The organism is Xanthomonas sp. 3075 (assembly GCF_014197275.1).
GTDB classification, from domain to species: Bacteria; Pseudomonadota; Gammaproteobacteria; order Xanthomonadales; family Xanthomonadaceae; genus Xanthomonas; species Xanthomonas campestris_B.
In genome coordinates, this window is sequence record NZ_JACIFI010000002.1 from 52556 (window position 1) to 67230 (window position 14675).

The 14675-nt window shown below is 59.7% G+C and carries 10 protein-coding genes and 2 pseudogenes; 6 read left to right on the forward strand and 6 right to left on the reverse strand.

Annotated features, from left to right (window positions below):
- Nucleotides 1-34: 34 nt before the first annotated feature.
- From GGR62_RS02165 to GGR62_RS21500, 3 genes are read left to right on the forward strand one after another with little or no spacing between them, the layout of a single operon-like run.
- A complete protein-coding gene (locus tag GGR62_RS02165) occupies nt 35-784 on the forward strand; it encodes a multiubiquitin domain-containing protein (RefSeq protein ID WP_043087849.1) in 750 nt (249 codons plus the stop codon).
- Nucleotides 759-1946, forward strand: coding sequence for a ThiF family adenylyltransferase (locus GGR62_RS02170; RefSeq protein ID WP_184406363.1), 1188 nt, complete (start codon nt 759-761; stop codon nt 1944-1946). Before GGR62_RS02165 ends, GGR62_RS02170 begins: the two co-directional genes overlap by 26 nt.
- Nucleotides 1946-2389, forward strand: a complete 444-nt coding sequence (locus tag GGR62_RS21500; RefSeq protein WP_223571241.1) for a DUF6527 family protein — start codon at nt 1946-1948, stop codon at nt 2387-2389. Before GGR62_RS02170 ends, GGR62_RS21500 begins: the two co-directional genes overlap by 1 nt.
- A gap of 501 nt (nt 2390-2890) precedes the next feature.
- Here the strand turns inward: GGR62_RS21500 and GGR62_RS02175 are convergent.
- From GGR62_RS02175 to GGR62_RS02190, 3 genes are all read right to left on the reverse strand, one after another.
- Nucleotides 2891-4390, reverse strand: a complete 1500-nt coding sequence (locus GGR62_RS02175) for a hypothetical protein (protein WP_184406364.1) — start codon at nt 4388-4390, stop codon at nt 2891-2893.
- A 1425-nt stretch (nt 4391-5815) separates the two neighbouring features.
- Nucleotides 5816-6715: a TniB family NTP-binding protein gene (locus GGR62_RS02185; protein WP_039509599.1), complete on the reverse strand. Its 900-nt coding sequence runs from the start codon at nt 6713-6715 to the stop codon at nt 5816-5818.
- Nucleotides 6712-8616: a Mu transposase C-terminal domain-containing protein gene (locus GGR62_RS02190; RefSeq protein WP_184406365.1), complete on the reverse strand. Its 1905-nt coding sequence runs from the start codon at nt 8614-8616 to the stop codon at nt 6712-6714. Before GGR62_RS02190 ends, GGR62_RS02185 begins: the two co-directional genes overlap by 4 nt.
- A 788-nt stretch (nt 8617-9404) precedes the next feature.
- On the opposite strand from GGR62_RS02190, the pseudogene GGR62_RS02200 reads away from it, so the two are divergent.
- Nucleotides 9405-10094: pseudogene (locus GGR62_RS02200) on the forward strand (ATP-binding protein); the annotation flags it as partial.
- A gap of 299 nt (nt 10095-10393) precedes the next feature.
- Nucleotides 10394-10900 carry a lipocalin family protein gene (locus GGR62_RS02205; RefSeq protein ID WP_221228997.1) on the forward strand — a complete coding sequence of 169 codons (507 nt, stop codon included), beginning with the start codon at nt 10394-10396 and terminating at the stop codon, nt 10898-10900.
- A 279-nt stretch (nt 10901-11179) separates the two neighbouring features.
- On the opposite strand, the gene GGR62_RS02210 is transcribed toward GGR62_RS02205, so the two are convergent.
- Nucleotides 11180-11356 carry a hypothetical protein gene (locus GGR62_RS02210; protein ID WP_006449000.1) on the reverse strand — a complete coding sequence of 59 codons (177 nt, stop codon included), beginning with the start codon at nt 11354-11356 and terminating at the stop codon, nt 11180-11182.
- Between the two features lie 396 nt (nt 11357-11752).
- Here GGR62_RS02210 and GGR62_RS21035 point away from each other — a divergent pair.
- Nucleotides 11753-12219 (forward strand): annotated as a pseudogene (locus tag GGR62_RS21035) (CSS-motif domain-containing protein); the annotation flags it as partial.
- A gap of 171 nt (nt 12220-12390) precedes the next feature.
- Here the strand turns inward: GGR62_RS21035 and GGR62_RS02220 are convergent.
- On the reverse strand, nt 12391-13512 hold the full coding sequence (locus GGR62_RS02220) for an acyl-CoA desaturase (protein WP_184406367.1): 1122 nt from the start codon (nt 13510-13512) through the stop codon (nt 12391-12393).
- Between the two features lie 9 nt (nt 13513-13521).
- A complete protein-coding gene (locus GGR62_RS02225; RefSeq protein ID WP_184406368.1) occupies nt 13522-14598 on the reverse strand; it encodes a ferredoxin reductase in 1077 nt (358 codons plus the stop codon).
- Nucleotides 14599-14675 lie beyond the last annotated feature (77 nt).

Sequence of the window (14675 nt, forward strand, 5' to 3'; positions counted from 1 at the left end):
CAATGAAGCTTCCTACAAACCTCAAAAGGGCTATATGTCTCTCTCAAACTACGACGACGTTGGTGATGCGATCCGTGAGGGCCGTGCTTTGCGGGAGGCAGACGCCTACCGCATCCGCTTCGGCCTTGAAGGACTGACTTTTCGTGACATCGATGTACCGGACCCGGTTCCGACCGGCCGGCAAATCTTGGCCAGTGCCGGCCTGGACCATCGTGCTGAATACATTCTGTACGCCTACTTGAACACGGGTGACTTCGAGGACGTCCGCCTCGAAGAGACCTTCGACCTGCGCGGCAAGGGCGCCGAACGCTTCATCGCGTTCAAGTCCGACCGCGAATTTAAGTTCTCGCTGGACGATAGACAGCTGGCGTGGGGGCGCGCCGACATGCTGGGCACTGTCCTCTACGACCTCGCCGACGTATCGCCGGACGAAGCCGTGTTCTTGGAGGTTCGCGGCGGCGAAGACCGGCTTATCGAACCAGACGACCGCGTCAATCTCGATGCACCGGCCATTGAGCATTTCATCACCGCGCCTAGGCCGCAGACCGGCTACGTCATCTTGGTCAACTCGACCGAGGAAATCGTGCCAGACAAGCATGTCACCTTCGAACAGGTGGTCAAGCTGTCGCACCCGAATGCACCGGCCGGGACCAATGTGAAGTTCTCGATGACATACCGCAATGCGGCCTCGCTCCCCCACGCCGGCGAGCTCGGCGAAGGCGGCTCTGTTGATGTTAAGAAGAAAGGGACGATATTCAATGTCACGCGCACTGTTCAATCTTAATCCCGACTTGGCCCGACTCCGCTCGGATGGCTATTTCGTCCGCATCCAAGGGAGTCTTCTGGTAATGCTGGAGGTGCCATACGTCGACGCGCAACGCCAGGTGCGCTTCGGCACCCTAGTGACGAGTCTCGACTTGGCAGGTGACCGCACCCGCAAACCCGAAACGCACGTCATGGACTGGGATGGCGACTTCCCGTGCAATGCCGACGGGACGCCGTTGCAGGGCATCTCCTATGCCTCGCCTAACTCTGACCTCGGCCAAGGGCTGACTGCGCGATACAGCTTCTCCAGCAAGCCGAGCGACCTAGGCTACCCGGACTACTACGCCAAGATGTCGACCTACGCGACCATCGTGTCCGGACCAGCCGCGGTGCTGCAACCGGGTACCAGCCCACGCGTGTTCCGCGGCGGCGGCGGCGAGGAGGAGGAGGAGGCCAGCGTGTTCAATTATCTCGACACGGCTTCCAGCCGTGTCGGAATCGGTGCGTTGACCAACAAGCTGGAGCAGGAGGTGGTGGGCATCATCGGTCTGGGAGGCACTGGTGGCTACATCCTCGATCTCGTCGCGAAGACGCCCGTCAAGCAGATTCGATTGTTTGACGCCGATGACTTCCTGTCGCACAACGCATTCCGCGCACCTGGCGCACCGTCATTGGATGAGCTGCGGGATGCCCCTAAGAAGGTGCACTATCTGAAGGGCATCTACGCGCGCATGCACCGCGGAATCGTAGCGTACCCCGTGCAGATGGAGGTCGAGACTCTTGGCCTCTTGGATGGCATAACTTTCGCGTTCCTTAGTATGGACGCTGGCGAGGAAAAGCGCGCCGTGGTGGCCAAGCTTGAAGCCTTGGGAGTGCCCTTCATAGATGTCGGCATGGGTCTGGAACTGACTAACGGCAGCCTCGGCGGAATCCTGCGCGTCACGACCAGTACGCCCGCGAAGCGTGACCACGTCCACCAGGGCCGCATATCCTTCGCGGGTGGCGGTGGCCAGGCACTCTACTCGTCAAACATCCAAGTTGCAGACCTGAATGCGCTTAACGCGTGCCTTGCCGTTGTTAAGTGGAAAAAGTTACGCGGCTTTTACCGTGATCTGGAGCAGGAGTATCACAGCACCTACACCACTGACGGCGGTCTGCTGCTTAACGGAGACCAATTATGATGGAGTATAGAACCTTGGAACACCGGTTTGTCCGGAACGCACCCCGCGACTTGGAACCTGGCCTGCTGTACATCTCGATAGAGTATGCAACTGCAGTTCATTCGTGCTGCTGCGGTTGCGGTGAACGAGTGGTGACACCGTTTACTCCGACCGATTGGCGGATGACGTTTAACGGTGAGTCTGTGACGCTTAGCCCCTCAGTGGGCAACTGGAATCAGGATTGCCGCTCGCACTACGTAATCCAAGAAAATCGTGTTATCGAGTGCGGTCCGTGGTCTGAAGCGCATGTCGAGGCTGAAAGAAATCGCGACAAGAGTGCAAAAGCCCAGTACTACCAAGTGTCGACGCCTGTGAAAAGTGACACGACGGCGACTGAATTCACTGATGATGCTGCCCGGGCAAGCGGCTTGTGGTCTCGCTTGCGGGAGTGGCTATTCAGGTAATCGACCTATTGTCATTAAACAACTCTAGTGGATCGAAGGAGTTCCTCAATCCGAGTGGCGAAGAGTTCCTCTCTGCGCGGATGCCCATTGGCGACTATGGCTGGATGTGCGCTCCTTGGCCGACACGGGCGCATCGATTAATGTCCTGTGTGGACAGGGAAAAAGCGGACCTAAGCTGGTCGGCGCGCTTAAAATGAATACGCGTGTGGCGGAGCTAACGCCGTTCCGTGCACCGTAGCCTGTACAAAGTGCGCAACCTATGGTCTTGCGATTGAGCCAAACGGCGAGCTCCATTGCTGCGCGGAATTTGCACCCACTTCGGTCGGTTTTCAAAGCAGCGGGTTGGAGCGCACCACCCTGGGATCAAGGGCTAGTTACCGCTAAACGAGGTGGCCACTGTTGCGCGGAATTTGCACCCACTGCGTTTGGGCATCCAAAGCAGTGTGTTGAAGCCGCGCAACGAAGTTAAACAGGACCCTCACGCGACTGGTAAGCCGCTTTCTAAATTTTGCGTCGATGCTCGACTTTCCTAACACGGCGTGAATTTTTCAGTTGCCGCTCTTCGTACTGAACTACATGCCGAATCAGGCGATTTCTAAAATGTCGGACGTAGTTCAACTCTGCTCGATGCCCCCTTTCCGGCTCTGGCAGCTTATCGATAGATGCAGGCAACTGAGTTGTTTGGTGATTGACGTGCATGGGAGCAAGTAGCCAACGCGGAATTTGCACTCCATTCCCCCAAGGGTCATTGCCAGAGAAAGGAAAGCCCTTTAGCCAAACGTGAAAATGTTCAGCCCCTAAGGCATCAGCGTTAACTCGCCTAACCATTGCCAACGCGAACTCTCCATCATCTGGTTTGCGGTGAACATCAAGCATGTAGGTGTATTGGCCACCAATTTGCATTTCTAGAATCAGGAAATTCCTCTTCCTGGGATATTTCTGGAAAAAGCAATCGTTAGCTTCAGACTCAACAAATTTGGCAGACCACGGCAGCCCTTCAGGGTGTGGCTGCTCTGCAACGAAATCGATGACGGCCTGAAATGCGGTACGAGATCGCTTGAATAGGGTTGCAGCTTCTTCGGCCTCTTTCTCAGGAGATCTAGGGCGAACTGCAAGCACGGCCTTGTCTTCAGGTCCAAGCGTCGTCATTGAAGCAGCTTCGATTTCTACATCCGGATTAGGAAATACGATAGAAACCCCTATCGCTGGCTGAGGCTCCTTTTCAACTGATCGTGTTGTAACCGGCATTGTCTCAATCGAGTTGTCTAGGAAATAAAGCGCAGGAAACGATGATGAGGTAGTTCGGCGCACGCCGGTGCGATTTCCTACAAGAGGCCTCTCCTTAACATCGCGGACTTCTGGCGCACCGGTTCTAGCGGTAGTCGGCCTGCGATCAACTATCTCTTGATGAGCCCTAACTTCTTTAAATAGCTCAAACCCATTGAAGGGCCACGGCGCGTCAAAACCCTGCAGATGAAGAAGTAGCCAGCGCTCCCGGCCATCGCGCGGTAACAACCTGCGCATGCGAAATGTCCACTCCGCCGGCACACGATGTGGCGGCCATATCAACGGAAGCCGTACCCGGTTGGCCATGAGCTTCTGATGGATCATCCGGGCAGATCGATTGGCATCAGGGTCAAAAAGTAGCCTGGCAATACGTTTGGCTTGATGCCCCTCAAGAGAGGGCGGTGCATGGTAGATCACATGCCCTGCATTACATTGCGTCCCCGGCAACCAAGGTGTCTCGATCCCGTAATTTTGATTCGCGTCCAGCATACCGCCAAGTACGTAAGGAATGATCGGTGGGTCGAATAGGTACCAAGCATGCAGAATCTGCCAGCACGGAACGACCAACTCCACACCCTCAGCCGAATCAAACGTGTAACAATCCGCAGTGATGCTTCTTTTATAGAGTGGGTATTCCTCTTCTGAAAAAGGACTATTCCTTCCTCCGGGGGTGCCTGAGCTAATCGGTCGCGGATGGATCTTCAGAGTTTTCATGGGGTGCTTGCTTGAGTCGTAGCCCACGATGCGCCCATTGCGCCATAGAGACTGAACACCGTAGAGTCCGAGCTCTTCGATGGGGCGCGTCTCAACACGCCAGGACGGAGTACCGCGCCCGGGGAACGGATAGTGTACAAACACAATATCCACATAAAGCGGACTTGCCCCACTTGCAATCTGGCGGCACCCTCCTACCCAAAGAACTCGCCAATCCCGACCGCGCAATCCTTCGATATAAACGTCTTGGTTCATTGCCCGCCTGGTCAGTCACTGAATGCAACCCCAGTGAGAGTCGGCCTTGCCGCTTGCCTCTATGGAGTGACCTGAGTATTCCCCGAAGGACCAGTTCTTCGCAAATGCGACCGCTATCCCCCCACAATGCGGCTAGCGAGACGCGTACTACGTCTCATTTTTTCTTCTGGTGCCCCGCCCAGCGATTGTTGAAGTTGGGTACTGATCGCTCCAGCCTCTGAAGCACTTGATCTAGCCAGGCCGGCTGGCTTGAGCCTTTACAGTCATCGAAGCGACCACGGTAAAGGCGATGGTCAATCGCTTTTTCGAGAAAAGTGGTTGGCCATCCAAGAAGGACGTGTCGCAGAACGCTCATTGCATACCGCCGATGTTCTAGTCGCCAGTGCTCGATGCCAAGACTAAGTTGAGTCGGCCGAGCTCGATACATGCTGCTGGGCATAAGCTCCACCAGACCTACGCCATGGCTGCTCGTGTACAGCCCACGGGACAAAGCACGGAGACCATTGAATATCTCCAAAGGAGCATTAGGCGTCCCGTACCAATTCACCCAACGGCTGCCCAAGGCTCGCTCAAGTCGGCGCTGAAATTGCACCTCTGCTTGGGTCGCATGAAGGCCTACACCAGCAAGCCTGTTGCCGCAGTGGCTACATAACAACCCACGCTGTGGGTGTGAGCTGATTCGGTGCAAAATGATAGGCGAACCGCACCTCCTACAAGCATCATGTAGGACGACTTGATGTATCGAACAAACGGTCATCCATGCAAACCTCCACTTAAGCTGGAGCCATGGCTTTTCGGTGGATAGACACACCGGGCAGTACTGCTGACCGAAAGCTTTTCTCTTTCTACTCCTGATGCCAATCGGAAGCACCCATGCAAGCTCACCCCGATCACGATGTTCTTTGAACATCCGCCCCGTAGCGCTCGCAATCACACTGGCTTGGAGCCGTTCGATAGGCTCACCAGTCGCGTTCGCAGCGGCGAGTAACATAGTAGTGTCGGCAAACCGATCAATGTCGCGATTCCACGATGCGCGCTCGCCGAGAGCCTGCCGGCAGAAGCTATGGTCGCCGACACCATTGGCCTGAGCACTTCGGTGTAGCCAAGACGAGAAGCTCTCCCCTTCGTGGAGTCTGGGGTGAGCGCGCCAACTAGCGCCACCCCACGTCATCATGCTTTCGCTGGCCGGCGCTGCTGCCGGCGTTGCGATGGAGGAATGTAATCAAGTGAGCGAAGTAACTGCTCATCGACGCACTCTTTTCCTGTCGCTATCGCCTCTTCCACTGCCTTAGATAGCAAAATATTCATCTCACCAAGCAAACCTTCGCTGAGTTCCAGGATGAGCGCAGCAACGCGCTTGTCTTGCAAAGGTGACTTTTCCCGTAGCGGGAGTGTTGCTTGAAATGCCGCCATTAGGCGGCGGAATTCCATATCGAGTCGCCAGATCGGCATCCACACAGGGTGCAGCCTGTTGGCTAGCTGCTCATCCTTGGAGATCGCCACGTGGGCTTCAGCGGTACCAATGGCGACGATGGGCACCTGCAATGTGTTGCTGAGATGCTTGATGACTTCAAGTACCAGGCGCCTTCGATCGTTTCTCGTGCTGAGGACAGCCTGGAACTCATCAAAAATCAGCATTCGGGTTCCGACGATCTTGAGCGCGGTCTGGACCTGGCGTGCTTTTACGCTGATGGGATCCTTTGTGCGAAATGGCTGCATGAGCTGCAGAAGGATTTCGTCATAGATTCGTGTCTCATCAGGATTTGGTGGCATTTCGATCCGAAGGACAGGCACGCGTACCGCATCTCCTTCCAAGTTCGGATCGATTGGATGTCTGCTCATGAACTCCAAACCGAGCGAGGTCTTTCCGCTATTGGATTCTCCAAGCAGCAAGATGCCTGGCATGCGATGTGTCGGGGGATGATCAAGTAAGGTTTCCATCCGCTGCAGGATCGTTTCAGCAGCGGCATAGTTAAACCACTTGCTTCCCTGCATTTGCCGTAGACGCATCGCAGGCGACTGATCCATCACCGCGCGAACTTCCGGCAGAAGATGCTCTAGGTCGCTCATCTTTTCAACTTGATCTCATAGGGTGACAGCTCACCTGACTCGTCGCCCCACTCCTCTTCAGCAGGCAAAGGCAAGACTTTGCGGGCTTGGGCACCGGACTGTGCTTCTTCAATCGATCGACGCCGGCCGCGCTCGCGCTGCTTTTGCATTGCCATACGGGCTTTCACGGTGCTTGCCTGAGCATCTTCTTTGAGCTTCGTCAGCCGCTCATAGGTCTCGAAGATCAGGTCCTCATCCACCTCCGCGCGACCTTCTCGCTTGAGCTGCACACGGATCTCGCGCAGTTCCCATAGCGTCATGTGCGGCCATGCCAAATTCCTGTAGGGCACCGCGTAGTACTGATCAGTATCCGGATCGAGAAACCAAACCACACTGATATCCCGAGGATCCCGCCGCACTAGAAAACTCAATGGCTTCTTGGTCTTGGCGTCTCGCCGTCCGACCCATGGGTCCAAAACAGGATCGTAGTAACGGATCCCGTCGATCGCGAGGCCGTAGGCTTGCACCGTGCGCTTCAGCACAGGCATAAAGTCGAGGCGCAGTCTTTTGGGGTCCGCAATTGGCGCAGGTAGACCTCGCGCAGGTGTCGTACCGTCACCTAGCACACCAGCCTCAAACTGCTTAATTGGTGGCCGTTTGAGGCTTGAATGGACCGCTTGGTGATAGATGCCACAGATGTATTCGGCGACGTACCGTTCGCACTCAGCGAAGGTCATGATGGCCTCTTCGTGTGGCTTGTACTTGCCTCGCGCGGCAACGTTGGCAAATGTTGTGCCCGGGATTGTTTGGATCTCGGCATTGGTTGTGCCAATTAGGCGCTCGATGTGACCTCCCCAGTGCGGGGTCGCCACCATTCGCCACTCCAGACGGAAGCCGTAGGCAGCCGAAGCGCGACTGATCATCTCACCATGGAATTCCTTGCCGTTGTCGGCGTGCACCGTGTCTGGGCGGCCATAGATAGGCCACGGCGATGGGATTCCCATTTTCGCCAACCAGCCTTCTTTATTGAGCATGCCATGCACCAAGCACATGCCGACCGACACTTCACTGGGCTTGTCGAGCGACAGATGAAAGCCGGCGACGCAACGGGAGTACACGTCTATAGCTACCGTCAGCCAAGGGCGTCCGATATGGCGGCGGTACACGTCGTCGACGATGACCACGTCCATTGGCGTGTGATCAATTTGCCAGACCGCATTAGGCCAATCCGCACCCTCAAAGCGCCCCGGGCGTGCGTCGAATCGGTCCTGGGCTGCTTTGCGACCCATGCGCTTTTCGACAACCTGCTTCTCAGCCAGACTGGCGATACGCCTTCGCAAAGTACTTTCGTTAGGTGGCTCCAGATCCATGCGTCGACACCGCATGCGGACGTCCTGCATCAACCGAGATGGCTTCAGCCGTTGCTGGGTTAAGAACAACTCCTGGATGCTCTGAGCAAGGACGGCCTCGACTTCAGGGCGCAGCCTGCTCTTGCCCCGCCCTCCGTTCGAGGCCTGAGGGGCGAGCGCGCTGATACTGCCTTCACGTCGCCAACGTTTGAGCCACCGATAGACCGTGACCACATCTACGCCCAGGTGGCTGCCAGCCTCAGCAACTAATGTCTTGCTTGGCCTGTTCATGTTGATCAACGGTGCAAGCACGGCCGCACGGCGCTGAGCTTCTGCCCAGGCCTCTTCGCTCAGCTTTTCAAAGCCGGAGCTCTCGACAGATGGCTCGTCAGCCCCATCGTCCCCTCGGCGCATTTCTTCAAGCAACCGACCGACCTCCAAGCGCACAAGTCTCCCGTCGTCCGCCTCTCCCAGCACAGTTCCAAGGTCGACAAAGTGGCGTAGCCGGTACTCGGCGCCATCGAGACGGACCGTTGATCCGACCGTCAAAGGAGTCAGCAGGTTAGCAGTCACACCAAATCACCGAAGTCATTGTCAGCTTGCTTGTGAGATCAGCCGCGATAGTCCTATCCGCAACCAAACGCCAGAGCGTCGTTACAAGTCTTCCGCGAACCCACGGATCCGAGGAACATGCCTCAAGGAGGCTGGCTGGCGTGGCCTCTCCTAGCACTTCAATGGCGTGCAGCAGCTGGAGAGCATCTTGGCTATTGGGCGGATCGCTCAGGTAGGGGAGCAGGAATTTCGCGTTGAACAGAGATTGGGTCCGAATGCGATCCTCGGTGATGAGGCGGAATTGCCAGCCGCGCTCGCGAGCGTATCGAGTCGCCGCACGGTACCGAGGACGCAATTCCTCCCATTTGCGGCGGAGCTCCTCCCGATACTTCACTTCGTAGAGGACCGTTCGACCGCCTGCTAGGGAGCGGTCGTGGCCCAGCCAGTGCACGAGCACATCTGGCACATACGGACGCCCGCCGGGAACGGGAATCCGCACGGGCTGTGGATCCCACCCCGCCACGTCATTGCTGAACTCTAACAGCGCGAAGAAATCCCGCTCCAACGAGGATTCGAAGCGTGCTGACGCCCCTTCGGACAGCTTCCGGCTAGGGATCAGACCGGTAAGTGCACGGCGGCCTAGGCCAATTTTTCGAGCGGGCGGCAAGCGTCTTGGGAACCCAGTGGCGTCACTTGGATCGAATTCGAAGCTAGTGTCACCAACTTTGCCAGTGGGTTGCAATACCTTCGCTCGCATCTTGCAGCCCAAGCCTTTGAGAGTGGGCTGTACGGTTGCAAAGACTCTGCCAATTGTCATCGGTGGTGGCACGCATCCGCGCCCGGGCGAGATTTCATTGGCGCACAACGGTGTGCTGTTTTTGGACGAATTGCCCGAGTGGCAACGGCAGACTTTGGAAGTGTTGCGCGAGCCCCTGGAATCGGGCCTGGTCACGATCTCGCGCGCAGCGCGCAGCGTGGATTTCCCCGCACGATTCCAATTGGTGGCCGCGATGAATCCATGCCCGTGCGGATGGGCCGGCGATGCCAGCGGACGTTGCCGTTGCAGCAGCGACAGCATCCGCCGCTATCGTAGCCGCATCTCCGGCCCGTTGCTGGACCGGATCGACCTGCATGTCGAAGTGCCGCGGTTGCCGCCGCAGGCACTGCGCAGCGGCAACCTCGGCGAAGCCAGCGCCAGCGTGCGAGAACGCGTGGTTACAGCACGCGAACGGCAACTGGCGCGCGCCAGCGCGCCCAACGCGCAACTGGACCAGGCGCAGACCGATCGGCACTGCCGCCTGCAGGACGACGACCAGGTGCTGCTGGAACGCGCGATCGAACACCTGCAGCTGTCCGCACGCTCGATGCATCGCATCCTGCGTGTGGCACGCACCATCGCCGATCTCGACGACAGCGCCATCATTGCCACGCGCCATCTCACCGAAGCGATCGGCTACCGCAAGCTGGATCGTGCGTTGAGTGCAGCAAGCGTGGCATAGCAGCGCTGATCCGCTGGCATGAGTCCCTTGATATTCCCGCAATGGCGCAGCGATTGACGCCACTTTTTCAACACGCCAAGCAATGACGACCGCCGAAAACGCCCTGGTCCAACGGTCGCTGACGCTACGTGCTCGTGGCCAGACCGTGCAGCATTGTGCGCCAGCGCTTTCGGCCACCATCAATGCGCCGCATCAGCCCTTCGGCCACCTATCGCATTCACCCGCGCTCACCACCTCCCGACATCCATTTCATGGCGATGCACGTACAACATCGGCCTCTCCACTGCACCGAGACCGCCATGAGCCGAGCCGACCTCATCACCGTTCCATCGCTGGATTTGCAGCGCTATCTCGGCACCTGGTACGAGATCGCGCGGCTGCCGATCCGTTTCGAAGATGCGGATTGCACCGATGTATCGGCGCACTATTCGCTGCAGGACGACGGCACGGTCCGCGTGCAGAACCGCTGCCTGACTGCCGACGGCGCGTTGGAAGAAGCGGTTGGTGAGGCACGCGCCATCGACGACAGCAACGCGCGACTGGAGGTCACCTTCCTACCCGAAGGTCTGCGCTGGATTCCCTTCACCAAGGGCGATTACTGGGTGATGCGCATCGATGCCGACTACACCGCCGCGCTGGTCGGCGGCCCGGACCGCAAGTATCTATGGCTGCTGGCGCGGCTCCCACACCTGGACGAAAACATCACGCAGGCGTATCTGGCGCATGCGCGCGAGCAGGGCTTCGATCTGGCTGCGCTGATCCACACGCCACACACCGGGCGACTGACCGAGCAGCCACTTCCCTGACTGCTGCGTAGCGCTGGCAGAGCGGCCAGCGACCTCCATGGCGTGAACCCGCACCCTCGAGCAGCGGCGGTGAGGGGACCGCTCACTCGACGGACTCAGCTTTTGACTGCGTACAACAACGCTCGAAGTCAACATCTCGGTGGTCCTGCGCCTCGAAATGATTGGCGTGTGCTGATGGATCAACTGCAGAGCGGATGATGGCACCTCAGGTGTAAGGCCCCTGGCCGCCCACCCTCGCCTGTCTGATAGTCGACGACTGGCGACCGGCTTGCAGCCAGCTCAACCGTTGAGCGTGCTCAGATCCTTGGCCGCAGCCTGCGCACCTTCCAGGCTGTCGAAGGCCACACCGGTGTCGCCGACCACGTATTTGGTCAGCTCGCCATCGCGCGTGGTTTCCTGCATCTTGAAGATCGGCACGGCATCGGTGCCGCCGACGCGTTCTTTCTGCGTTGTCATGGGTGATTCCTCCAGTGAAAGCGCCATGCGTGGGACCGGATTGTCCCGTTACCCGCATGCGGAAGCGCCGACGTTTCGACCCTAGCGCGCGGTCGCGTGCAACCGCGTGAATCCACCGACACGTCGGACGCCCCGCAACGTGGATGATCCTCCACCACCGCCTGGCCGCCAGACGCACGCAAGGCGTCCACGCGGCGTACATCCGCGACGTGCAGCCTGGGCAGCCATGTCTCTGGTCTTTTTCCTGCCCGCGCAGCCTCGCCGTGCGGGCAACCCGGTGGCTGCGCGCCGCCGGCGCATGCTGCGCTCGTACCCGGCCAGCGCTCATTGCGCAGGGTGCCTTGCGTGAACCGGCCTCCCGCAGATGCGGCGCTGACGTGCAGCGTCAACGCTGCCATCAGTGTGACCGTGCTGCTGGTGGTGGCATGCGCAACCCTGCCGATCTGCCTGTCCTACGACCTGGCCTGGCGCCTGTCGCTGGACCGCGAACACAGCAAGCTCAGCCAATTGGCGCGCTGTCGCTGCGGCGCACCGAAACGGCCCTGGACGAAGCCCTTGGCGCGCTGCTCACCATGGCCACCCTGCAACTGCCGGCGTGCTCGACTGCGCACCTGACGCAGATGCGCGCTGGTATTGACCAACCAGTCCATCGCGGAGCTGGGCGATTTCCAGCAGCACCGGCTGCTCTGCACGTCCTGGGGCAACTGCCCGAACGCATTCCGCAACGTGCGCCGGACTTCATGGTCAGACGCGGCATGGTGGTGACCACGCGACGACACCCGCGTGCCAACCCGCAACAACCGTTGATGGTCTTGCAGCTGGGCAGTTACAGCACAGTGATCAACCCGAACACGCTGACCGACACCAGGCCCAGCGGTGGCCGGTGCAAGCAAACGGCATGCGCGAATCGCCGCCGACGTGCTCGCCACTGCCGCAAGCACCGACGACACTCGCGTCCGTTCGTGCGCCACGTCGTGTTGCGACCTGATCGAACTGACACAACAAAAAAGGGCCGCCAACGGCGACCCTTTCAATCAGGCGCTTTGCAGCACGCCTTCGCGCTGGCGCACCGGCTTGGGCCGGCTCGGGAAGGCATGCCGCACGATCCGCCACATCACCTGGCCGAACTGACGCGGCAACGAACCGGTGTTGTAGTGCTGACCGTAGCGCGCACAGACTTGCTTCACTTCCACCGCAATCTGCGCGTAACGGTTGGCCGGCAGGTCCGGGTAGAAGTGATGCTCGATCTGGTGGCTCAGATTGCCCGACAGCACGTTCATCAGCTTGCCGCCGGTCAGATTCGACGAGCCACGCAGCTGACGCAGATACCAATGGCCGCGCGATTCGTTGCGGATCGACTCCTTCGGGAACACTTCCGCATCGGCGGTGAAGTGGCCGCAGAAGATGATCACGAAGGTCCAGATGCTGCGCAGCACGTTGGCGGTGAGATTGCCCAGCAGCACGGTCAGGAAGAACGGGCCGGCCAGCAACGGGAACACGATGTAGTCCTTGAGCATCTGGCGGCCCATCTTGCGGCCGACCGGCAGGAATGAGGCACGCAATTCGGCCGCCTTCATCTTGCCGGCGAACCAACGGCCCAGGCGCAGGTCCTGGATCGCCACGCCCCATTCGAACAGCAGCGCGAACACCACCGCGATGAACGGCTGCAGCAGGTAGAACGGGCGCCAGCGCTGCTCGGGGAAGATCCGCAGCAGGCCATAGCCGATGTCGTCGTCCATGCCGCGCACGTTGGTGTAGGTGTGGTGCTTGAAGTTATGCGTCTTGCGCCAGTTGTCGCCGGTGGCGACGATGTCCCACTCGTAGGTGTTGCCGTTGAGCTGCGGGTCGCCCATCCAGTCGTACTGGCCGTGCATCACGTTGTGGCCCAGCTCCATGTTTTCCAGGATCTTGGACAGCGTCAGCAGCACCACGCCGGCGATCCACGCGGGAATCAGCACGCTGTGCACGAATGCGCCCAGGAACAGCAGCGCACGGCCAGCCACGCCGGTCCAGCGCACGGCGGCCACGATGCGGCGGATGTAGCGCGCGTCGTCGGCGCCGACCTGGGTCTGCACGCGGGCGCGGATGGCATCGAGCTCGTCGCCGAAGGACTGCAGTTCGGCGGCGGACAGGGCACGGTTATGGACTCGGCTCATGGAGATTCCTTACAGATCCAGGATCAGGTCAGTGCTCGGGGCACTGATGCACAGGCGGACCTGTGCGGTGGGTTCGTTGCTGCGCTCACCGGTCAACAGGTGGCGCGTGGTGCCGGACTGGCGGGCGCAGGCGCAGCTGTTGCAGATGCCCATGCGGCAGCCGTGCTTCGGGCGCAGCCCTTGCGCTTCCAGCCCTTCCAACAGCGACTGGCCGCGCGGCAAGGTGAGCGTACGGCCGCTACGTGACAGCTGGACCTGGACGTCGCCGGCTTCGCCGTCGTCCAGCGTCGGCACGCTGAAGGCTTCGGCCTGGAATGCGGCCACGCGACCCTGCAGACGCTCGCGTGCGGCCTGCACAAAACCGCCCGGACCGCACGCCATCACCTGCCGGCGTTGAAGGTCGGCGATGTGCTCCAGCGCATAGGTATCGATACGTGGGGCCGGGGTGTCGCCTTCGCGGGTGGTCAGCACACGTACGCGCAGGCGCGGATGTGCGGCAGCCATCGCCTCGAATTCGTCGACAAAACAGGCTTCGTCGCGCTGGCGCACCCAGTACAGCAGGTCCACGTCCATCGGCATGCCGGCTCGCGCGGCGGCCTGCAGCAGTGCCCGCATCGGGGTGATGCCCGAGCCGGCAGCCAGCAGCAACAGCGGGGTCGGGGTGGTCGGCAGCAGCATGTCGCCGAACGCCGGATCCAGCGACACCACCGTTCCAATGACCGCGTCGCTTGCCAGATAGCGGCTGACCAGCCCGCCCTCGATCGCCTTGACGGTGATCGCCAGGCGACCATCGGCCAGCACGGTGGGGCTGTAGCTGCGCAACAGACGGCGGCCGTCGATCTCCACGCCCAGGCTCACGTGCTGGCCGGCCTGCAAGCCCTGCCAGTGCCCGTTGGGCTGCAACACCAGGGTCACCGCGTCGCGGCTGGCCGGCGTACGCGCGACCAGGCGGGCCATCGGCCGCTCCAGCGTCCACAACGGATTGATCCGGGTCGCCCAGAAATCGAACAACTGCGGCGACACCAGCCGGCGCGCCAGACGCGTCGGCAACGGGGACTTGGACTTGGGAGGAGATGCCAGCTTCATGGATTGCACTATACGCATGCATGCACATCCGTGTATACAGTTGTATATCGGCCAGAAGGGCTATGATTCAGGCCCAC